Here is a 21,634-nt window from a genome sequence, read left to right as displayed (position 1 = left end):
GTTATTGCACTGCAGCATCGAAACGATTGTGCCTCAGGCCTTGACCAGTACGTAGCGGCCCGGGGCCGGCTCGATGGCCGTGTATTCCCTGCCTTTGCCGTACTGCTTGGGCGCTGCGACCAGCTTGCCGCCGTGCTCGGCCAGCCAGGGGCTCCAGTCGGCCCACCAGCTGCCCGGGTACTCGTCGGCGCCGGCCTGCCATTCCTTGAGCGTGGGCGGCAACTGGCCGTCCTCGCGCAGCCAGTAGCTGCGCTTTTTCTTGGCAGGCGGATTGATCACGCCCGCGATGTGGCCCGATGCACCCATCACAAAACGCTTGTCGCCGCCCAGCACCTGGGTGGACGCATAGGAGCCGCCCACGGGCACGATGTGGTCCTCGCGCGAGCCGTAGATATAGGCCGGCAGGCGTAGCTGGTGCATGTCGATGCGCTCGCCGCAGACGGTCAGCGCGCCGGGCTGGGCCAGCTTGTTTTCCAGGTAGAGGTTGCGCAGATACCAGGCGTAGTACGGGCCGGGCAGGTTGGTGGAGTCGCTGTTCCAGTACAGCAGGTCGAACGGCGGGGGCGTCTCGCCCTTGAGGTAGTTGCCCACCACGTAGTTCCAGACCAGGTCGTTGGGCCGCAGAAAGCTGAAGGTGGACGCCAGGTCCTGGCCCTTCATGAGACCGCCCTCGCCCATCTGCATCTCACGGAAGCGCACCACGGATTCGTCGATGAAGACATCGAGGATGCCGGTGTCGCTGAAGTCGATGAAGGTGGTCAGCAGCGTGACGCTGGCCACGGGAAACGGCACGCCGGCCGGCGCCGTGGCGCGGGCTGTGGATGTGCGGGCGGCGCTGCGGCTGCCAGCCGCGCGTTTGGTCGCAGGCGCCTTGGCCGCCGGAGCGGCAACTGCGCCATGCTCGCGGTCGTGGCGTGCCTGCAGCACGGCCAGCGCGGTGGACAGCATGGTGCCGCCCACGCAAAAGCCCAGCACATTGATCTGCTCGGCTCCCGCGATCTCGCGCGCCACGCGGATGCCGGTGAGCACGCCGTCCTCGATGTAGTTGTCCCAGGTCTTGCGCGCCAGGCTTTCGTCGGGGTTGCGCCAGCTCATCACGAAGGTGCGATGTCCCTGGCTGACGGCGTAGCGGATCAGCGAGTTGTCGGGCTGCAGGTCCAGGATGTAGAACTTGTTGATGCAGGGCGGCACCATGAGGAAGGGCCGCTCGTGCACCTTGTCCGTCAGCGGCTTGTATTCGATGAGCTGGAACAGCTCGTTCTCGAACACCACGGCGCCTTCGGTGGTGGCGACGTTCTTGCCCACGGTGAACAGGCTCTCGTCGGTCATGGACACATGGCCCTGGCGCATGTCGGCCAGCAGGTTGGCCACGCCCTGGGCCAGGCTCTCGCCCTGGGTTTCGATGGCTTTCTTCTGGGCCTCGGCATTGAGTGCCAGGAAGTTGCTGGGCGCCATGGCCGCCAGCCATTGCTCGATGGCGAAGCGCACGCGGTTGCGCGTCTTGTCATCGGCCTGCACGGCATCGGCCAAGCCCATGAGCATGCGGCTGTTGAGCAGATAGGTCGCAGCCGTGGCCGCCGTCAGCGGATTGCCGGCCCACGATTCAGTGTTGAAGCGCTTGTCCTTGGCCAGCAGTGCCTGGGCGCCGCCCTGTTCGGCCATGGCCTTGGCACCATCCAGGTACTGGCGCTGCAGCTCCAGCAGCTTTTCGGGGTCCAGCGACAGCGCGTTCTCGGGCAGGGCGCCGGGTTCGGGGACGGCCGCTTTCCAGGCCTGGGCCATGTCCGGCATGCCTGGCATGCCCTGGGTTCCCGGAAGGCCTGGTTGCCCCAGCTGCTGCAGTGTCTGCAGCGTGCGGCTCCATTGCTCGTTCCAGAATTGCTGGACGGATTGGCCTGACAGGCCAGCGAGTGGGTCAAAATTCATGCTGCATCCTTGTTCGTGGATGCCATGCAATAGCCTGGGGCTTGCGGGGCATCCGTTTTGATTGTGACCCAGGCGAGCCCCGCCTTGCCCGGCACAGACCTCCACGAAAACCCGTGCCTCGCTCGATTTTTTGGTTCGACCATGTATCTCGTTGTTATCGCCTGGCTCTATGTCACTCTGATGATGGCAGTGGCCGAGGCCGCCAGCCCCACGGGCAGCATACTCGGCGCCGTGATCACGTTCGCACTCTATGGACTGCTGCCTCTGTCCATCGTGATCTACATCATGGGCACGCCCGCGCGCAAGCGAAAACGCCATGCACGCGAATTGGCCGAGCGCGAGGCCTGGCTGGCGCAGCAGCAGGCCTCGCAGAGCGGCCCCGGCACGCAGGCGCGCTCAGTCCTTCCAGATGCAGGCGGCGAACCGCCCGCTGCTGCCCAGGCGGGCAGCGTCGCGCCGGTGCGAAAAGAACCGTGAGCCGTTGAGCACCGTGCACCATGCGTCGCCGCCGTCATTGCCGTAGATGGCGGTGATGCCCAGCGCCGCCAGGCGCTGGCGCGCAAGCCCGGCCAGGTTGGCCAGGTACTTGGGTGCGCCCCCGCCCCCTTGCGGCACGGCGGTGAAATGCGCCCCGGCCGCCGCGTCATGCGCGATGAAGGCCGCGCGCACCTCGGCGCCCACTTCGAAGGAGCGCGGACCGATGCAGGGTCCGAGCCAGGCCAGGGTCTGCTGCGCCACCTGCCCGGGCGGTGTCTGGATCTGGCCAGCAAAGCGCTCGAACAGCGTCTCCAGCACCCCGCCCGCCAGCCCGCGCCAGCCCGCATGGGCCGCGCCCACCACGGCACCGCTGCGATGGGCCAGCAGCACGGGCAGGCAGTCGGCCACCATGATGGTGCAGACCACGCCCGAGGCGCTGGTCACGCAGGCATCGAAGGCCTGGCCCTGCGCGCTGCCTGCATCCAGGGCCACGACATCCACGCCATGCACCTGCTGCAGGAACACCGCGCAGGCGCCCGGCGTATGGGCTCGCACGATCGCCTGCAGCCGCTGGCGGTTGGTGCGGACGGCCTGCGGGTCATCGCCCACATGGTCGCCCAGGTTCAGGCTGCCCCAGGGCGCCGTGCTGACGCCGCCTTCGCGCGAGGTGCACAGCGCGTGCACGCCGGGCGGCGCGGGCCACTCGGGCACCAGCCAGGACGCGGGAATGGTGCCGGGGAGGTTGCCGGGGATGGAGTCAGGCAGGGCCGCGCTCATTCCGCGTCGGGGCAGGCCGAGGGATGGGCCTTCTGGAAGGCCGGCAGCGCCTCGCAGCGATCGACGATGGCCGCCAGGCGTGGCAGGCCGTCCAGGCTCACGTTGAAGCGGCGGCCGTTGAAGATCTGCGGCACCAGGCAGCAGTCGGCCAGCGTGGGCGTGTCGCCCCAGCAAAACAGCGAAGGCGCCAGGCCTGCGGCCTCGCGCTCGGCGGCCAGCAGGTCCAGCTGGCGCTCGAAGGCTTCCAGGCCGGAGCGCACCCAATGCACGTACCAGCCGCTCTTGGCCTCGTCGGAGACACCCAGGTTGCGCACCAGGTACTTGAGCACGCGCAGGTTGTTGAGCGGATGGATCTCGCAGGCCACCATCTGGGCCAGCGCGCGCACATGGGCACGGCCCAGGGCGTCGCGCGGCAGCAGCGGTATTTCGGCATGGGTCTCATCGAGATATTCGATGATGGCCATGGACTGGGTCAGCCAGTGGCCGTCCTCGGTTTCCAGCGCCGGCACCAGCGCATCGCCGACATGCTGGGCATAGGCCGGCGCCCTGTGGTCGCCGCGCAGCAGGTGCACGGGTACGGATTCATAGTCCAGGCCCTTGATCTGCAGCGCAATGCGCACGCGGTAGGAGGCCGACGAGCGGAAGTAGGTGTGGAGCTTCATAGACCGCAAAGCATACCGTGCGGCCCGGGGTCTGTTCCGGCTCATCCGGCCATCGCGTTGCCCCGCTGCGGGGCCACAGGCATGGCACACTTGCGGCGGCGCCCACGAGACAAGGCGCCAGAGGAACACCGACATGAGCTACGTTTTCAACCCGCCCGCCGTGGCCAGCGTACCCGTCCTGGGCCGCCCCGAGCGTTTTCCCGTGCACCGCATCTACTGCGTGGGCCGCAACTACGAAGAGCACGCCAAGGAGATGGGCTTCACCGGCCGCGAGCCGCCCTTCTTCTTCCTCAAGCCTGCCGACGCCATCGTGCCCGTCGAGGCCGGCACCACGGGCACCATGCCCTACCCCACGCTGACCTCCAACCTGCACCACGAGATCGAGCTCGTCGTGGCCATCGGCAAGGCGGGCAAGAACATCCTGGCCGCCGACGCGCTGGACTACATCTGGGGCTACGCCGTGGGCCTGGACATGACGCGCCGCGACCTGCAAAACGACATGAAGAAGCAGGGCCGCCCCTGGTGCATCGGCAAGGCCTTCGAACATGCCGCGCCCATCGGTCCCATCACCCCGGCAGCCGAGGCCGGCGACATCGCCAAGGCCACGATCTCGCTGCAGGTCAATGGCGCCGACCGCCAGCGCAGCGACATCGGCAAGCTGATCTGGAACATTGCCGAGACCATCGAGCATCTGTCGGCCGCCTGGGAACTGCAGCCCGGCGACCTGATCATGACGGGCACGCCCGAAGGCGTGGCCGCCGTGGTGCGCGGTGATCTGCTGGAAGGCCGCATCGATGGCCTGAGCCCCTTGAGCGTCAAGATCGCCTGAGATCCCTGTGCCTGGCGACAGGCCGGCAAGGCAGCGGGGAGCACGCTCCCCGGCCTGCCGGCCTTCGTTTTTCTGAACCCACAGTCCGCCGCACGGAATGCCTTCCTGCCTTCCGTCTGGCGGCGCTTTCACTTCCATGGTGTCGGCATGATTTTTCGCAGCCCCATCAAGTTCTGCCGAGCCTGCGGCACGGCCGTGGTCTACCGCATTCCCGACGATGGCGACACGCGCGAACGCGCCGTGTGCCCGCACTGCCACACCATCCACTACGAGAATCCACTGAACGTGGTCGGCACCATCCCCGTCACCGACGACGGCCGCGTGCTGCTGTGCAAGCGCAACATCGAGCCGCGCCGGGGCCTGTGGACCCTGCCTGCCGGCTTCATGGAACTGGCCGAGACCACGGCGCGCGGCGCCCAGCGCGAGACCGATGAGGAAGCCGGTGCCGACATCGAGATGGGGCCGCTGTTTTCCATCGTTGACGTGCCCAAGGTCAGCCAGGTCCACCTGTTCTACCGCGCCCGCCTGCGCAGCGAGCAGTTCTATCCAGGCCCCGAGACCATGGAGGCCTGCCTCTTTGCCAAGGCCGAGATTCCCTGGGAGGAACTGGCCTTTCGCACCGTGCGCGTGACGTTGGAGCGCTACTTCGAGGACCGTGCGGCGGGCCTGCTTGACGCGCACCGCGTGCACTCCATCGACCTGAGCCTGTAGGCGCAAGCACCGCCGTCCGGCACCACCGTGCTGCACGGCAGTGCCGGCCGCACCCCGGTGACGCCAGGCCATGCCCCGGCGTGGCGCCGATGGGGCTGCGGGTGGGGCTGTGGATGGGGGGCTGTCATCCCTGCGTCACCTTGCAGACACATTTAGTCACAAGCTGGCCTCCTTCTTGCTCGTTGCATCAGGCTTTTCCCTGATCGGGGAAAGCGGGTTTCACCCAGCCTGAACCTGACTGCGGAGCGCTCCATGGCCACATCCCTGCCAACCGACCTGATTCTTCCCCACCTGCGGGAACTCAACCGCAACGCCGCCGACCTGCGCGAAATACGGCTCATGTGGCGGCTCATCGAAGCCTCGGCCCGCATGCAGGCCTCGCAGCAGGGGCAGGCCCTGGTGTCCATGCTCACCGACACGCGCCAGGGACTGGAGCAGCTGGAGCAAGGCCTGCTGCAGTCGCAGCTGGCGCAGTCCGCGCAGGAGGCCATGGCCCAGCTGGGCATGCAGTCCGCCCATGCCATCGACCTGCTGGTGCGAAGCCTGTACGAGCGCACGGCCGATGTCGGCTTTCTCGCCGCCGATACCGTGCTGTGCGAGGCCATGGCACGGCTTGGCGATGGCGATGATGACTGTGGCCTACCCGACATGGCGGCCGGCGGTCTGCGCGCATGGCAGGCACCGCTGCAGGCGCACTTGCAGGCCCACCTCCAGAGCTACCGAGCCAAGTACACGGTGTATGACGACATCCTGCTGCTGGACACGCAGGGCCAGGTCTGCGCACGTGCCCAGGCGCAGGCAGGCCGCAAGCCGCCACCGCCCTGTGCCGAGGCCTGGTTCCAGCAGTCCCTGCAGCAGGCCGGCCATGTCAGCCATTTCGGCGCCAGTTGCGTGCTGCCAGGCGCTGACCGCCTGATCTACGCGCAGCGCCTGCTGCACCCACGCACCATGGCGGTGCTCGGCGTGCTGTGCCTGAGCTTCGACTTCGCCGCCGAGATGCAGGCCATCTTTGCCTCGGGCGGGCCGCGCGCCCAGGTGGGACTGCTGCTGGACGAGGGCGGACTGGTCATCGCCAGCAGCGACGCCCACTGGATAGCCCCCGGCAGCCGCGTGCCCATGCACCATGGTGATGCCGTGCAGCCGCTGATCCATGCAGGCCGCACCTACCTGGTGCGCACGGCGCGCGCCCTGCCCTACCAGGGCTATGCGGGACCGCAGGGCTGGCAGACCCAGGTGATGGCACCGCTGGACCTGGCCTTCGCCGCGCAGCAAAGACCGCAGGTCCTGCAGGCGCTGGAGCCGGACATTGCCGAGGGGCTGATGGCCCAGGCGCGCGGCTTTTGCCCGCCGCTGCACGCCATGGCCCGCGCGGCCGACGACATACGCCGCGTGGTCTGGAATGGCCAGGTGCTGGCTGCCAGCCAGGCGCCGGAGTCCCCCGTGCAGGGCACGGCCCACCCGGACCCGCTGCAGGCCGTGCTGGAGCAGATGGGCGAGACCGGCGACCTGACCCATGCCGTGTTCACACGCGCCATTCACGGCCTGCACGAGACCGCGCTGTCCACCCGGCTGCAGGAGCACAGCACGCTGAACCGGCTGCTGATGGATCTGCTGGAGCGCAATCTCTATGAACGTGCCAACGACTGCCGCTGGTGGGCCCTGACGCCCGGCCTGCAAAAGGTGCTGGAGGACAACAGCGGCTGCCTGGCCCTGTCGGTACAGGCCCACGACAGCGCGCAGCGGCTGCTGGAGCAGCTCAATGCGCTGTACACCGTCTATGCGCGCATTGCGCTGTATGACGCCCAGGGCCTGGTGCTGGCCTGCAGCCATGAGGACGAGGCCGGCCTACCCCTGGCTCCCGGCACGCGCGTGCAGGCATCGGCCCTGCAGGCCACTGTGCTGCTGCGCGATGCCCAGGCCTACCACGTGCAGGAGATGGACGATGGAGGCCTGCCCGTCCATGTCTACCATGCCGCGCTGCGCGCGCCATCGCCTGGGAGTGAACAGGCGCACGGACATGCACACGGCGGCGATCAGGGCCCCGTCATCGGCGGCATCGCCCTGCTGTTCCACACGCGGCGGGAGCTGCAGGCCATGCTGCAGGCCGCAGCGCCAGAGCAGGCAGCAACGGCAGAGCACGCTGCAGCCACCGATCCCGAAGACAGCGGCCTGCCGCGCCTGCCGATGGAAGCCTTCTACGTGGCGCGTGACGGGCGCATCGTCGCCGCCAGCCATGGTGGGCGCCCGCTGGGCAGCTGCATCGCAGGCGTGGCCGGCCTGGCATCGCTGGCCGATGGCGAAGTGCGCAGCAGCATCGAGGAGATCGAAGGCCACTACTGCATCGTCGGCATGGCCGCCGGGCGCGGCTACCGCGAGTTCCGTCTGGACCAGGGCGCGGCACGCGATGCAAAAGAAAGCGCAACGGACGACACACTGGCCGGCCTCGTCAGCCTGAGCCTGCAGCGGCTGGGACCCGTGCATGCCGATGCGCGCAACCGCGCGCTGCGCCTGGCGTCGGCCACCCGGCTGGATGGCGCCCGGCCCGCTACGCAGGGGCACGGGCACGGGCACGGGCGCCCCGCGCATGGCAGCGGCGACGCGCCTGTGGAACTGGCCAGCTTCTACGTGGGCGCCAGCCTGCTGGCCCTGCGCGCGGTTGATGTCTGCGAGGCCCTGCCCGCCAGCGCCATCTCGCCCGTGGCGGCAGGACGGCTGCCGTTTTGCGTGGGCGCGCTGGCACGGCGCAGCCAGGGCAGCGTCAGCGGCTATGTCTGGGTATTCGACCTGGCCGCGCTGCTGCAGGGCCAGCCCGGCGTGGTCACCGAGCAGTCACAGGTCATCGTGGTCCAGCATGGCGGCCTGCGCGTGGGCCTGCTGGTCAGCGCGCTGCAGGGCGTGCACCGGCTGCCAGCCAGCGCGCTGGTGGATTCGCCCATGCTGAACGCGGCCGACACCGCGACGGCCCTGGTGCGCAAGCTGGTGCATGCCGACTCGGGCCTGCCGCTGATCCAGTGCCTGGACCCCGCCGCGCTGATGCGCAGGCTGCAGCCTTCGCGCGTTGCCGCGGCCAATGCCGACCGCAATGCGGTCAGCGTGGAAAGAGAGGCGGCGTAGCCCGGGCCGGTCGGGCCTATGGGCATATCGGGCGCGCTGGGCCTGTCGGGTGTGCCGCGCCTTTAGCGCCTCAAAGGCCCCAGTGGCGCAGGCCCGGCAACGCAGCCTGCGCTGCCTCGTAGCCTTCGTCGATGGCCTCGCGGGCGCGGTGGAAGTCCAGCAGGCCCAGGTGGGACAGGCGCGGCGCGATCACCAGCTCGGGCGGGTCACCCGCCATGCGGCTGCGCGTGATGCGCATCTGCATGATGTTGACGCTGGTCATCACCACGTCCAGCAACGAGGGGGGCCGCGGCGGCGGCTCGGTCTCGCGGCCTGCCTCGTCGCGATGGTGGCCGGGCATCCACCCCATCACGCCGCGCTGCAGCCTGCGCACCCAGGCCGTGCCGGCCACGGCGCTGGCCTGGCCGGCCAGGTCTTCGGGCGCCACGCCCTGCTCCACGGCGGGCGGGGCTTCCTCCAGTGGCGGCGCGGCAGCCATGGCGGCCGAGGGAACCAGCGGCCGCATGTGGCGCCGCATGATGTCGGCATTGAGATCGACCGCGATCACGATGTCCGCGCCCATGGCGCGCGCCAGCGAGGCGGGCACGGGGTTGACGATGCCGCCATCGACCAGCAGCCGCCCCTCGCGCTGCACGGGCGTGAACAGGCCGGGCAGCGCGATGGAGGCACGCACGGCATCGGCGATGGAGCCCTTGCGCAGCCAGACCTCCGCGCCCGAATGCAGGTCGGTGGCCACGGCGCCGAAGGGAATCTTCAGGTCCTCGATGGCCGAGTCCACGAAGTGCTCGCGCCAGAACGCGATCAGCTTCTCGCCCTTGAGCATGCCGCCCGTGATGTTGAAGTCCATGAAACCGAACACCTTGCGCATGCCCAGTCCCAGCACCCATTCCTCGAAGCGCTGCATCTCGCCAGCCGCATAGGAGGCACCGACCAGGGCGCCGATGGACGAGCCGCAGATGATGTCGGGCCTCAGGCCCGCATCCTCCAGCGCGCGCAGCACGCCGAAATGCGCCCAGCCACGCGCCGACCCGCTGCCCAGCGCCAGGCCGACCACGGGTTTGCGCGGACTCAGCGCCATCAGCGGTCCCCGCCTGCCAGCAGCGCCAGCATGCCGGCCTCGTCCAGCACGGTCACGCCCAGTTCCTCGGCCTTGGCCAGCTTGCTGCCGGCCTCGGCACCGGCCACCACATAGCTGGTCTTCTTGCTGACCGAGCCGGAGACCTTGGCGCCCGCGGCCTCCAGCATCTCCTTGGCCTGGTCGCGGCCCAGCGTGGGCAGCGTTCCCGTGAGCACCACGGTCATGCCGGCCAGCGGCTGGGCGGTCTGCTCGCGCGCCGCGCCTTCCTCCCAGTGCACGCCACAGGCACGCAGTTGCTCGACCACCTCGCGGTTGTGGGGCTGGGCGAAGAAGGTGTGGATGCTCTCGGCCACGATGGGCCCCACGTCGCGCACCTGCAGCAGTTGCTCGACGCTGGCGTCCATGATGGCATCCAGCTGGCCGAAGTGGCGGGCCAGGTCCTTGGCCGTGGACTCGCCTACCTGGCGGATGCCCAGGCCGAAGAGAAAGCGCGCCAGCGTGGTCTTCTTGGATTTTTCCAGCGCGTCCAGCACGTTCCGGGCTGACTTCTCGGCCATGCGGTCCAGCGATGCCAGGGCCACCAGGCCCAGGCGGTAGAGGTCGGGCAGCGTGCGCACCACGTGGCCGTCCACCAACTGGTCCACCAGCTTGTCGCCCAGGCCCTCGATGTCCATGGCGCGCCGCGCGGCAAAGTGCAGGATGGCCTCCTTGCGCTGCGCCGGGCAGAACAGGCCGCCCGTGCAGCGGTGGTTGGCCTCGCCCTTGGGCCGCGCCACGGCGCTGCCGCAGATGGGGCATGCAGCGGGCATGCGGAAGTTGGGCACATAGGCCGGCCGGTCGCCGGGCACGCGACCCACGACCTCGGGGATCACGTCACCGGCGCGGCGCACGACCACGGTGTCGCCCGTGCGCACGCGCTTTTTGCGGATCTCGAACAGGTTGTGCAGCGTGGCATTGGTGACGATGACGCCGCCCACCGCCACGGGGGCCAGGCGCGCCACGGGGGTGAGCTTGCCCGTGCGGCCGACCTGTATGTCGATGCCTTCCATGCGCGTGGGCATTTCCTCGGCCGGGTACTTGTGGGCCACGGCCCAGCGCGGCTCGCGCGAGACAAAGCCCAGCTGGCGCTGCTGAGCCAGGCTGTTGACCTTGTAGACCACGCCGTCGATCTCGTAGGGCAGCGTGGCGCGCTCGGCGCCCATGCGCTGGTGGAAGGCCACCAGCTCGGCTGCACCCTTGGCGATGCAGACCTGGGGCGCCACCGGAAAGCCCCAGTCGCGCAGCGTCTGCAGCATGGCGTAGTGGGTGACGAAGTCGGGGCCGCCCTGGGCAGCCGGCGTGATCTCGCCCAGGCCATAGGCGAAGAAGGACAGCGGGCGCTGGGCCGCAATGCCCGAGTCCAGCTGGCGCACCGAGCCTGCCGCCGCATTGCGCGGATTGGCAAAGCTCTTGCCGCCGGCGGCCTGCTGGCGCTCATTGAGCTTGACGAAGTCGGCGCGGCCCATGTAGACCTCGCCGCGCACCTCGACCACGGGCGGCACGCCCTTGCCTTCGGGCAGTGACAGCGGAATCTTGCGGATGGTGCGGATGTTGTGGGTGACGTCCTCGCCCACCTCGCCGTCGCCGCGCGTGGTGGCCTGCACCAGACGGCCGTTCTCGTAGCGCAGGTTCATGGCCAGGCCGTCGAACTTGGGCTCGGCCACGTACTCCACGGGCGGCGCGCCTTCGGCCAGTTCCAGCTCCTTGCGGATGCGTGCGTCGAAGGCCTCGGCACCCGTGGCCTCGTTGTCGGTCTCGGTGCGGATGCTGAGCATGGGCACGGCATGGCGCACGGGCATCAGGCCGTCGAGCACGGCGCCGATCACGCGCTGCGTGGGCGAGTCCGGGGTGACCAGTTCGGGGTAGGCACCTTCCAGCGCCTGCAGTTGCTGGAAGACGCGGTCGTACTCGCCGTCGGGCACGGTGGGCGTGTCCAGCACGTAGTACTCATGCGCCCATTGGTTGAGCTGGGCGCGCAGCGCCTGCACCTTGGCCAGCACCTTGTCGGGGGCGGCCCCGGACTCCGGCGCCGCGGGGGCTGCACCGGAGAAAAGATCCAGATTGTCATTCATGGGGTTGAGGCCAGGAGCCTGTTGTGCACCAGGGGCACCGCGCCGCGTCAGCTGAACAGTCGCCGCGCCAGCATGGAGCCCGCCGACAGCTCGCGGCTGTCGAGCTTGTCATAGAGATGTTCCAGGTCGTGCTGGATGGGGTCCAGCGCCATGGCCGGCAGCAGGTAGCCGTTCTGGTCGCAGAGCACGCCGTCCATGGTCTGGCACAGGCGCTCGGCCACCTGGCGCAACTGCACGAAGGCCTGCTCGCCGCGCGGCACCTGGGGCACGTCCAGGCTCAGCAGAAACTCGCGCACCACCGAGGTGTCCAGGTCGTCGGCCATCGCCGCCTGCGGGTCGTAGTTGAGCACCAGCACCGGCGGCATGCCGGGCGTGGGCGAAGGCAGGGCCATGCGCCCGGGCATGGAGCCCGGCAGAAAGCCCTGGCGCGATGCGTTCTGCTGCACGTAGCCCGCGCTCCAGGAGGCCTGGCGTGCGCGCAGCATGAAGGTGAGCTGGGCGTCGTGCTCGCTGGCGAACTGGTCGAGCTCGCGCGCACGCGCCACTTCCTGCAGCATGTCGGGCACGTCGGGCGTGGCGCCCAGCGCGTCGGCAAAGCGCTGCACCTTGGCAACGAACTCGGAGAACTCGATCTCGTTGAGCGCACCCGTGCGGTTGGCCAGCTGCACGCCGGCCTGGAAGCCCAGGTAGCGCTGGCCGGGCTGCAGCGGCTCCCACTGGTGGGTGGACTGGTTCATGCCCTCGATCGCAAAGGGCTTGTTGCCCGCGCGCCGCGTGGCGGGCTGGGCCTGCAGCGCCAGTTCGCCAGGCACGGCCTGGCCGACCTGCACGGGGGCAATGGCGTCGATCAGCGCATCCAGACCCGGACGGCTGGCGGCCGCGCTGGTCAGGGCCGCGTCGTTGAGGGAAGGCTCGATGGACTGCGGTGCCGACGGGGACGCCGCAGGCGCGGACACAGATTCAGATGCGGGTGCCGATGCGCTGGCGTCTTCGCCCGCCTGCAGGGCATGGGCGGCCTGCGCGGACTGCACTGCCTGGGCGGCCTTGGCCGCCAGCGCAGCCTGGGCCGCGGCCTGGCGCTGCTGCTCTTCGAGCTGGACCAGATGGGCCAGCTCGGCATCGGTTTCGGCAAAGCGGTCTGCGGAGGCAGGGCTCTGGCCCGGCGCGGCGGTGCCGAAGTCGCCCAGCACGGGCTCGCGCAGGCTGTGCGTCAGGTCCGGGCCGTGGCCCACGGTGTCCATGCCGGGCTCATGGCGCGAGGGATCGCGCTGCGCTTCATCGACGGGGTCGGCGCGCTTGGGTGCATTGCGGCGCGCGGACCAGCTGTTGTAGGCAATGATCAGGGCCAGCACCACAAAGCCCAAGACGGCCAGACTGATTTGCAGGTTACTCATGGAATGAAGGAATGAAACGTCGTTCCAGCAAAGGGGTTTGAAAGGTTGCGGACATGCTCAGGATAGCTCAGCCATGGACAGCGCGGACTCCATGTCCACGGCCACGATGCGGGACACGCCCTGCTCCTGCATGGTCACGCCGATGAGCTGCTGGGCCATTTCCATGGCGATCTTGTTGTGGCTGATGAACAGGAACTGCGTGCTCTTGCTCATGCTGGCCACCAGCTTGGCATAGCGCTCGGTGTTGGCATCGTCCAGCGGCGCATCCACCTCGTCCAGCAGACAGAACGGGGCCGGGTTGAGCTGGAAGATGGCGAAGACCAGGGCAATCGCCGTCAGCGCCTTCTCGCCACCGGACAGCAGGTGAATCGTCTGGTTCTTCTTGCCGGGCGGCTGCGCGATCACCTGCACGCCCGAGTCCAGGATTTCATCGCCCGTGATGACCAGCTTGGCCTGCCCGCCGCCGAACAGCTCGGGGAACATGCGCCCGAAGTGCCCGTTCACGGTCTCGAAGGTGCCCGACAGCAGCTCGCGCGTCTCGGCGTCGATCTTGCGGATGGCATCTTCCAGCGTGTTCATGGCCTGGGTCAGGTCCTCGGTCTGCGCGTCGAGGAAGGTCTTGCGCTCGCGCGCCAGCTTCAGCTCGTCCAGCGCCGCCAGGTTGACCGCGCCCAGGGCCGCGATCTCGCGGTGCAGGCGGTCGATCTCGCCCTGCAGGCCGTGCATGCGCACATTGGCCTCGGCAATGGACTGGGAGACGGCGGCCAGGTCGGCGCCCGCCTCTTCCAGCAAGGTGGAGTACTGCTCCAGGCCCAGGCGCGCGGCCTGCTCCTTGAGCTGGAATTCGGTGATGCGCTGGCGCAGCGGGTCCAGCGCCTTTTCCAGTTGCTGGCGACGTTCGTCGCTGGCGCGCAGCTTGTTGGTCAGGTCGTCATATTCGCTGCGGCGCGCGGCCACGGCCTGCTCGCGCTGCATCTTCAAATCCAGCGCATCCTGCAGGCCGCCCTGGGCCGCGGCATCGGTCAGGCGCGTGAGCTCGTCCTGCGCGCGCTGCTGCTCGTCGGCCAGGGAGCGGGCCTGCTGGCTGGCCGTCTCTATGGTGCGGCTCAGTTCGCCCCGGCGCGCTTCCAGACTGCGGCGCGAGAACGTGGCCTCCTGGGCCTGGCGTTCCAGCGTGCGCAGCTGCTCGCGCGATTCGTTCAGGCGCCGCTCGGACTCCAGCACCTTGTCGCCGAGCTGGGCATGGCGCTCCTGGCTGTCGGCCAGTTGCATGTCCAGTTCCTCGAAGCGGGCTTCGGCCGCCACGCGGCGCTCCTCGATGTCGGACAGCTGGGCCTCGACCTCGGCCAGGTCGGCGCTGATCTGGGCATTGCGTGCACGGGCCTGCTCGGCCAGCTGCGACAGGCGCAGGGTTTCGACCTGCAGCTCATGGGCGCGGCTTTGCGATTCGCTGGCCTCGCGCCGGGCGCCGACCAGGCGCTGCGAGGCCTCGGCATAGGCGCTTTCGGCACGCACCAGGGCCGTGCGCGATTCGTCGGAGATCAGCGCCTGGGCGCGCACTTCCTTTTCAAGGTGCTCTATTTCCTGGGCGCGTGCCAGCAGGCCGGATTGCTCCGAGTCCTGCGCATAAAAGCTCACGCTGTGGCTGCTGACGGCATGGCCCGTGGGCACGTAGACGGTTTCACCGGGCCGCAGTTCGCCGCGGCGCGACAGCGCCTCTTCCAGCGTGGGCGCCGTGTAGCAGTCCTGCAGCCAGTCGCCGAGCACGGCGCGCAGGCCGGCATCGTTCACGCGCAGCAGGTCCGAAAGGTGCTGCCAGCGGCCAGCGGCCGGCGCGGGTGCGCCTTGCGGGGGGCTGAAGAAGGCCAGGCGCGCGGGCGGCGCATCGTGCCCGCCTGAGCCCAGAAAGCCACGCACCATGTCGAGCCGGCCCACTTCCAGCGCGCCCAGGCGCTCGCGCAGCGCGGCCTCCAGCGCGTTTTCCCAGCCGGGCTCGATGGCAATGCGGCTCCACAGGCCCTGCATGCCGTCCAGGCCGTGCTTGGCCAGCCAGGGCTGGAGCTTGCCGTCTGTCTTGACCTTTTCCTGCAGGGCCTTGAGCGCTTCCAGCCGCGCCGACAGGTCCGCGTGGCGCGCGGCCTCGGCGTTGACGGCCTGCTGGCGCGTGCGGCGGTCCTCGTCGAGCTGGGGCACAGAGTCCTGCAGCTCGTTGAGCACGGCATCGGCCATTTCGGCCAGTTCGCGCGCCTCTTCCAGCTGGGACTGCAGATTGTTCAGGCGGGCCTCGTCGGGCGTCTCCAGCGCGTTGCGGTCGGCGCGCAGGCGCTCGAAGCGGGTCTCGAACTGGCGGCGCTGCTCGTCCAGGCTGCGCTGCTCGGCGGCCAGCACCTGGATCTGCTGCTGCACCTGGACCACGCTGGCGCGCTGGTCGGTGTCGGCCTTCTGGGCATTGCGCAGGGCGTCCTCCAGGTCGGGCAGGCGCATGCTTTGCTCCTCGACCTGGGCGGCCAGCATCTCGGCCTGTTCCTCGGCGTCCATGCCGGCGCCTTCGAGGTTCTCGATCTCGGCTTCGGCTTCCTCGCGGCGGCTGTTCCACAGCAGCACCTGCTCGGACAGCTGCTGAAGCCGCTGCTGCACGCGCTGGCGGCCTTCGAGCACGTAGCGGATCTCGGCCTCCAGCTTGCCGACCTCGGCCGTGGATTCGTAGAGCTTGGCCTGGGCCTGGTTGACCTGGTCGCTGGCGTCGTAGTGGGCCTGGCGCAGGGTTTCGAGTCCGCTTTCGTTGTTGCGGATGTCGGCCATGCGCTCTTCGAGCTCGTTGACGGCCTGCAGGCCCTCCACGCGCACGCGGTCCTGCTCGGCCTCGGCCTCGGCGCGCTTGAGGAACCACAGCTGCTGCTGCTTGAGCGTGACCTGGGACTGCAGCGCGTTGTACTGGGCCGCCACCTCGGCCTGCTTTTCCAGCCGGTCGAGGTTGTTGTTGAGCTCGCGCAGGATGTCTTCCACGCGCGTGAGGTTCTCGGTGGTGGCCGAGAGCCGGTTCTCGGTCTCGCGCCGGCGCTCCTTGTACTTGGACACGCCTGCGGCCTCTTCGAGGAACAGGCGCAGTTCCTCGGGGCGCGACTCGATGATGCGGCTGATCGTGCCCTGGCCGATGATGGCGTAGGCGCGCGGGCCCAGGCCCGTGCCCAGGAACACGTCCTGCACATCGCGGCGGCGCACGGCCTGGTTGTTGATGAAGTAGCTGCTGTTGCCCTCGCGCGTGAGCACGCGCTTGACGGCGATCTCGCCGAACTGGCCCCACTGGCCGCCCGCGCGGTGGTCACTGTTGTCGAACACCAGCTCCACGCTGGAGCGGCTGGCCGGCTTGCGGTGCGTGGTGCCGTTGAAGATCACGTCCTGCATGGACTCGCCGCGCAGCTCGCTGGCCTTGCTCTCGCCCAGCACCCAGCGCACCGCATCCATGATGTTGGACTTGCCGCAGCCGTTGGGGCCCACCACGCCCACCAGTTGCCCCGGCAGCATGAAGTTGGTGGGCTCGGCGAAGGACTTGAAGCCGGACAGCTTGATGGAATTCAGGCGCACGATGCAGGCAGATGGCGGTCCGCGGCGAACGGACGAATGAGGACGTGGGGGAACAACAGGGAAGCTCGGAATGATACCGCGCGCCACCCCTGCTCAAGAATGGAAAGCGGCCCGCGCGGGGCCGTGTCGAATGTCAAGAATGGTTTGAGGGGGCGTCCGGCACCCCGCTGCCATCCGTGCACTCCACCACCTGGGGCCGGTCCTGCGCCTCCTGCGGCAGGTTCGCCGGGCTCAGGGCCGGAGGACGCGACACGATGGCCTGGCGCACCAGTGCCTCGAAGCTGCGCACGGGCACGGGCGGACTGAGCAGGTAGCCCTGCCAGGCATGGCAGTGCTGGTCTTCGAGGAATTGGCGCTGCGCCTCGGTCTCCACACCCTCGGCGATGACCTGCAGGCCCAGGCTGGTACCCAGGGCGACGATGGTGCGCGCAATGGCCGCGTCGTTGGGGTCGCTGAGCACGTCGCGCACGAAGCTGCGGTCGATCTTGAGCTGGTCCAGCGGCAGGCGCTTGAGATAGGCCAGCGAGGAGTAGCCGGTGCCGAAGTCGTCCAGCGAGAACCCCACGCCGTGTGCCTTGAGCGTGGCCATCTTGGCCGCCGTGTCGTCCACGTCGGCCAGCAGCAGGCTTTCGGTCAGCTCCAGCTTGAGCAGGCGCGGATTGGCACCGTGCTCCTTGAGCGCCTGCAGCACCTGCTCCACGAAGCGCGCCTGGTGGAACTGGCGCGGGCTGACGTTGACGGCCAGCATCAGGCAGGCCATGTCCGGCTCCGCCGCCCATTGCGCCAGTTGCCGGCAGGCCTCGCCCAGCACCCATTCGCCCAGTTGCTGGATCAGGCCCGTTTCCTCGGCCAGCGAGACGAAGAGCGACGGCGGCACCAGCCCTTCGCGCGGGTGGTTCCAGCGCAGCAGGCCCTCGGCGCCGACGATGCGCCCGTTCGCCACCTGCGGCTGGTAGTACAGGACGAATTGCGAGCGCACCAGGCCCTCGCGCATTTCCTGCTCCATGGCCGTGCGCGATCTGAGCACGGCCTGCAGTTGCGGATCGAAGAACTGCAGCGTGTTGCGCCCCATGCCCTTGGCCTGGTACATGGCCATCTCGGCACGGCGCAGAACCTCGTCGGCACTGAGTTCCTGCTCGCCGAACAGGCTGGCGCCAATGCTCAGCGTGATGTGGCAGGACTGGCCACTCAGTTGCAACGGTTGCAGCAGCAGCGAACGCATGCGCTGGACCTCGCCTTCGAGCTTGGAGGCGGCGTGCATGGAGTCCTTGCCCAGGTCCTCCAGCAGCACGACGAAGTCATCGCCGCTGTGGCGGGCCAGCGTGGCCTCGCGGCCCAGGGACTGGGCCAGTCGCTCGGCAATCATGCGCAGCAGCACGTCGCCCAGTTCCAGCCCCAGGCTGTCGTTGAAGGCCTTGAAGTTGTCCACGTCCAGCAGCATGACGGCGCCACAGCGCCCGCGGCGGCGGCTGGAGGCCAGCGCCTGCTGCAGCCGGTCCACCAGCAGGCGGCGGTTGGGCAGGCCGGTAAGCGCATCGTAGAAGGCCAGGCGGCGAATTTCTTCTTCGGCGGTCTTGCGCTGGCTCTGGTCCTGCAGGATCAGCAGGCAGCCTTCGTCCAGCAGCATGCCGCCGATGGATACGGAGCGCGCGCAGCCGTCGCTGCCTATGAGCTGGTACTCCTCGGAGTTGAGGGTGCCGCAGCTGTCGGACTCGCTGCCATGGGGGCTTTGGGCAACGCGCGCCCGCGCCTGCGCAGCTTCGAAGCGGCGCTGCATGCGCTGGCGGCGGGCTTCATCCGGGCACATGTTGCGCCACCAGCCGTCGCCATCCATGCCGGCCGTGGCGCCATGGCCTGCCAGGCGCATGAATTCCTCGTTCCAGTAGGCGAAGCGGCCATCCTCCTGCAGCATCGCCAGGCCCAGGGGCAGGCGCTGGATGACCATGCGCAGGTGCCGCGATCCGTCGCGCTGCATTTGCTGCAAGTGGCGGCGCGCGCTGATGTCCTGCACCAGGGCCATCAGGCGCAGCGATGGGCCGTGGCCCAGCGCGGAGATGTGCAGTTCCACCCAGACCAGGCTGCCGTCGCTGCGCCGCAGCTGCCGCTCGATCTGCAGGGCGCGGCGCTGGCCCGCAGCCAGCTCCTGCAGCAGCAGCCTGTCGCCCTCCACCGTTTCGGCGGCCACCAGGGCCAGCAGGGGGCGCTGGCACAGCTGCTGTGCCTCGTGGCCGGTGATGTCGCAATACCTGCGGTTCACATGCAGGACATTGCCGTTGGCCGCGTCGATCTGCACCACGCCCACGGCGGCCTGCTCGAACAGTGCCTGAAAGCGGGCATCGCTCTCGCGCATGCTGCGGGAAGAGGCACGCAGCTGCGCCCAGCTGGACGGATGGCGCCGCCACCAGGCTGCCGCCAGCGAGGCCAGCAGGACTGACACCAGCATGCCCAGCGCAAACAACACCAGGGGCTGGGCACGCTCGGTCCAGGACAGGGCCGTGCTCACGGGAATGAAGTTCAGCCGCCACAGCCGGTCCTGGGCCTGCAGTGTCTGCTCCAGCACCACCTGGCCGGTATCGCCCAGGCCTACCGCATCCTGCCCGCGCTCGGGCCAGGCAGCACCCAGATACAGCGGCAGCGGCGATACGCCGGCCGGCGGCAGGGGCGAGACCGGGCCTGCGTCATGCATGGCCAGCGCAAGCCGGCCCAGGAAGCCGCGCTCATGCAGGTCCTGCACCAGATCGTGCACACGAATGCTGACGTCGGCCGTTCCCAGGAACAGCGGATGCGCGGCCGTGCCATCCGGAGACTGGTGGTCCGCCAGCGCAAAGACGGGCGCGCGCACCAGCACGGCGGTGGCATGCTCGCCGGGCTGCTTCATGGCAAACGGCGCCGAGACCACGGCGGCCGCGCTGTCCCGGCTGCGCAGCATGCTGGCCATGAGGCTGGGGCGGTCGTGCATGTCCAGGCCGGCGATGGATTCATTGCCTTCCACCGGCCAGAGATAGTCGATGAAGAAATAGTGGGGATCGGGCCTGAACGAGGCCGACGGATCCTGGCTGGCCTGACCGTGGTCCGTTGCGGCCCGCGTAAAGGTCAGCGCCTGCATGCCGGGCTGTATCTGTATGCGCAGCGCCTGCGCAATGCGCGCGAAGGCCTGCTGCCCCATCTCGGGAGAGGCGGCCAGCTGGTTGGCCACATGCTGGACCATGACGGCATAGGCATCCAGGCGCATCTCCAGCGCCTGGCGGGCAGACTGGGCCTGTTGCGTATGGCGCTGCAGGTCGATGCGCTCCAGCGCCCGCTGCTGCTGCAAGGCGAGCGCGGCGCTCAGGCACATGCCCACCGCCATGACGGTGGCGGCTGGCCAGGCGGTCCGGATGGCTACAAGCGTGCGCTGGGCAAAAGCTGACATGGAGCGGCTAAGGCTGAATAGGCAGTCACGGGGGAATCGGTCCAGGAGCACGGAACCACTCGTTGCCAGCCCCATGGCCAGCCACCCGAAAAGGCCGGGCAGGCCATGTGGAGCAGAGAGCGAGGATAAATGGATTTCGGCACCCGGCAGGCAAATCATATGTAAGACAAATCCTACAAACGCCTTTGCTCTATCGTCGGAATGCGCTCTTGCTGAAGACCTCCACGGGCAAACCCTAGACTGCAGGCAGCAAGGTGCTTGCACCCGGCCCCCTGTGCCCGAGCCCGCCGGGCCTGCCGGGCCTTGCCGGGCACAAGGGGTGGAGGGCGAGGCATTGCACAAGCCTCATCCATGAAATCAGAGGCGGCAGTTTTGAAACATCAATGAAACGGATGGCGCGGCAGCAGGTGGCGCTGCAGCCCTTCAGCCTCTGGCAGCAGGCTGCGGGGCTTGCACGGGTTTCCCCTTGAGTCGGATGGCATGCCGCTTGCAACAAGCCTGGTGCACTGCCAACCATAACTCTGCAGGAGACACCAACCCATGAGCATCAACCGCCGCCGCTTTTGCGCCGCCCTGCCCGCCCCGCTGGCCGGCCTTGCGCTGCCGCACCAGGGCCTGGCCCAGGAGGCCTTTCCCAGCAAGTCGCTGAAGATCGTCTGCCCCTTCGCACCCGGCGGCGGTTCGGACTTCATTGCGCGCGTGGCCTCCAACGTGCTCAACGACAGGCTGGGCCAGCCCGTGGTGGTGGAGAACCGGCCGGGCGCCGGGGGCACGCTGGGCACCGAGTATGCGCTGCGCTCGGCGGCCGATGGCTACACGCTGCTGCTGGTGGCGGGCAGCTATACGGTCAACCCTTCGCTGTACAAGCTGCGCTTCGACCCCGTGGCCGACATGACGCCCGTGATCCAGCTGTCCAAAGGCGCCTACGTGGTCTGCGTGAGCCCCCGCGTGCCCGCCAGAAACCTGCAGGAACTGCTGACCTATGCGCGTGAGAACCCGGGCAAGCTGACCTTTGCCTCGGCCGGCAATGGCAGCCATCTTCACATCGTCACCGAGTACCTGTTCGGCATGGCCAAGGTCAAGGCCACGCATGTGCCCTATCGCGGCACGGGCCCGGCCGTGACCGATCTGCTGTCAGGCAACGTGGACATGCTGGTGGCAGGCACCGAGGCGCTGATGCAGCACGTCAAGAGCGGCAAGCTGCACGCCCTGGCCGTGACCACGGCCCAGCGCCTGCCCGCCTATCCCGAGATTCCGTCGGTGGCCGAAAGCGGCCTGCCGGACTATGACGTGGTGGCCTGGCACGGCCTGCTCGCGCCCAAGGGCCTGCCGCCCGCCGTGCTGTCGCGCATCAATGCGGCGTTGGACACCGGCCTCAAGGCGCCGGCACTGCTGGCCCAGCTGGAGCCCACGGGCGTGTCCCCGGCAGGCGGCACACCGGCCCAGTTCGGCGCCCTGATCCAGTCCGAGATTCCCCGCTACGCCAAGGTGGTGAAAGACAACGAAATCCGCGCACAGTAATCGGCGCACAGTAATCGGCGCACAGCAATCGGCCCAC

13 protein-coding genes are annotated in these 21,634 nt (G+C 68.8%); 5 read left to right on the top strand and 8 right to left on the bottom strand.

Annotated elements, in window-relative coordinates; translation table 11 throughout:
• Positions 1–33: 33 nt before the first annotated feature.
• The gene (locus AC57B5_RS05240; RefSeq protein ID WP_486639828.1) at positions 34–1,926 is read right to left on the bottom strand and encodes a PHA/PHB synthase family protein; all 1,893 of its coding nucleotides are present in this window, start codon (positions 1,924–1,926) and stop codon (positions 34–36) included.
• Between the two features lie 141 nt (positions 1,927–2,067).
• On the opposite strand from AC57B5_RS05240, the gene AC57B5_RS05235 reads away from it, so the two are divergent.
• A complete protein-coding gene (locus AC57B5_RS05235) occupies positions 2,068–2,403 on the top strand; it encodes a hypothetical protein (protein WP_013802557.1) in 336 nt (111 codons plus the stop codon).
• Here the strand turns inward: AC57B5_RS05235 and pgeF are convergent.
• Both pgeF and maiA read right to left on the bottom strand, forming a co-directional pair.
• Positions 2,323–3,180 carry a peptidoglycan editing factor PgeF gene (gene pgeF, locus AC57B5_RS05230; protein ID WP_496398930.1) on the bottom strand — a complete coding sequence of 286 codons (858 nt, stop codon included), beginning with the start codon at positions 3,178–3,180 and terminating at the stop codon, positions 2,323–2,325. The genes AC57B5_RS05235 and pgeF overlap by 81 nt on opposite strands.
• Positions 3,177–3,842, bottom strand: coding sequence for a maleylacetoacetate isomerase (gene maiA, locus AC57B5_RS05225; RefSeq protein ID WP_013802559.1), 666 nt, complete (start codon positions 3,840–3,842; stop codon positions 3,177–3,179). Before maiA ends, pgeF begins: the two co-directional genes overlap by 4 nt.
• Positions 3,843–3,975: 133 nt before the next feature.
• Here maiA and AC57B5_RS05220 point away from each other — a divergent pair, with 133 nt between their 5' ends.
• The 3 genes from AC57B5_RS05220 (at position 3,976) to AC57B5_RS05210 (ending at position 8,496) form a co-directional block, all read left to right on the top strand.
• Entirely contained in the window at positions 3,976–4,671 is a 696-nt protein-coding gene (locus tag AC57B5_RS05220; RefSeq protein ID WP_034393172.1) for a fumarylacetoacetate hydrolase family protein, read from the top strand.
• A gap of 147 nt (positions 4,672–4,818) precedes the next feature.
• Entirely contained in the window at positions 4,819–5,382 is a 564-nt protein-coding gene (locus AC57B5_RS05215) for an NUDIX hydrolase (protein WP_496398929.1), read from the top strand.
• 252 nt (positions 5,383–5,634) lie between these two features.
• On the top strand, positions 5,635–8,496 hold the full coding sequence (locus AC57B5_RS05210) for a chemotaxis protein CheW (RefSeq protein WP_496398928.1): 2,862 nt from the start codon (positions 5,635–5,637) through the stop codon (positions 8,494–8,496).
• Between the two features lie 70 nt (positions 8,497–8,566).
• Here AC57B5_RS05210 and AC57B5_RS05205 read toward each other — a convergent pair whose 3' ends face one another.
• The 5 genes from AC57B5_RS05205 to AC57B5_RS05185 all read right to left on the bottom strand — a co-directional run bounded on the left by AC57B5_RS05205 (position 8,567) and on the right by AC57B5_RS05185 (position 20,076).
• Complete coding sequence (locus AC57B5_RS05205) at positions 8,567–9,574, bottom strand: patatin-like phospholipase family protein (protein ID WP_012205427.1); 1,008 nt, start codon at positions 9,572–9,574, stop codon at positions 8,567–8,569.
• Positions 9,574–11,685 (bottom strand): NAD-dependent DNA ligase LigA, encoded by a 2,112-nt coding sequence (gene ligA, locus AC57B5_RS05200; RefSeq protein ID WP_496398927.1) that lies wholly within the window; start codon positions 11,683–11,685, stop codon positions 9,574–9,576. The genes AC57B5_RS05205 and ligA overlap by 1 nt, the downstream gene beginning before the upstream one ends.
• A gap of 47 nt (positions 11,686–11,732) precedes the next feature.
• Positions 11,733–13,079, bottom strand: a complete 1,347-nt coding sequence (locus AC57B5_RS05195; protein WP_097202467.1) for a cell division protein ZipA C-terminal FtsZ-binding domain-containing protein — start codon at positions 13,077–13,079, stop codon at positions 11,733–11,735.
• Between the two features lie 57 nt (positions 13,080–13,136).
• The gene (smc, locus tag AC57B5_RS05190) at positions 13,137–16,664 is read right to left on the bottom strand and encodes a chromosome segregation protein SMC (protein WP_486703221.1); all 3,528 of its coding nucleotides are present in this window, start codon (positions 16,662–16,664) and stop codon (positions 13,137–13,139) included.
• A 133-nt stretch (positions 16,665–16,797) separates the two neighbouring features.
• Positions 16,798–20,076: a bifunctional diguanylate cyclase/phosphodiesterase gene (locus AC57B5_RS05185; protein WP_496398926.1), complete on the bottom strand. Its 3,279-nt coding sequence runs from the start codon at positions 20,074–20,076 to the stop codon at positions 16,798–16,800.
• A 540-nt stretch (positions 20,077–20,616) separates the two neighbouring features.
• Here AC57B5_RS05185 and AC57B5_RS05180 point away from each other — a divergent pair.
• A complete protein-coding gene (locus AC57B5_RS05180; RefSeq protein WP_013802568.1) occupies positions 20,617–21,597 on the top strand; it encodes a tripartite tricarboxylate transporter substrate binding protein in 981 nt (326 codons plus the stop codon).
• The last annotated feature ends 37 nt before the right edge of the window (positions 21,598–21,634 follow it).

It is taken from the genome of Delftia sp. BGA-UO-ETr-SB1, assembly GCF_059567865.1.
This window is presented reverse-complemented; position numbering and strand designations above follow the sequence as displayed.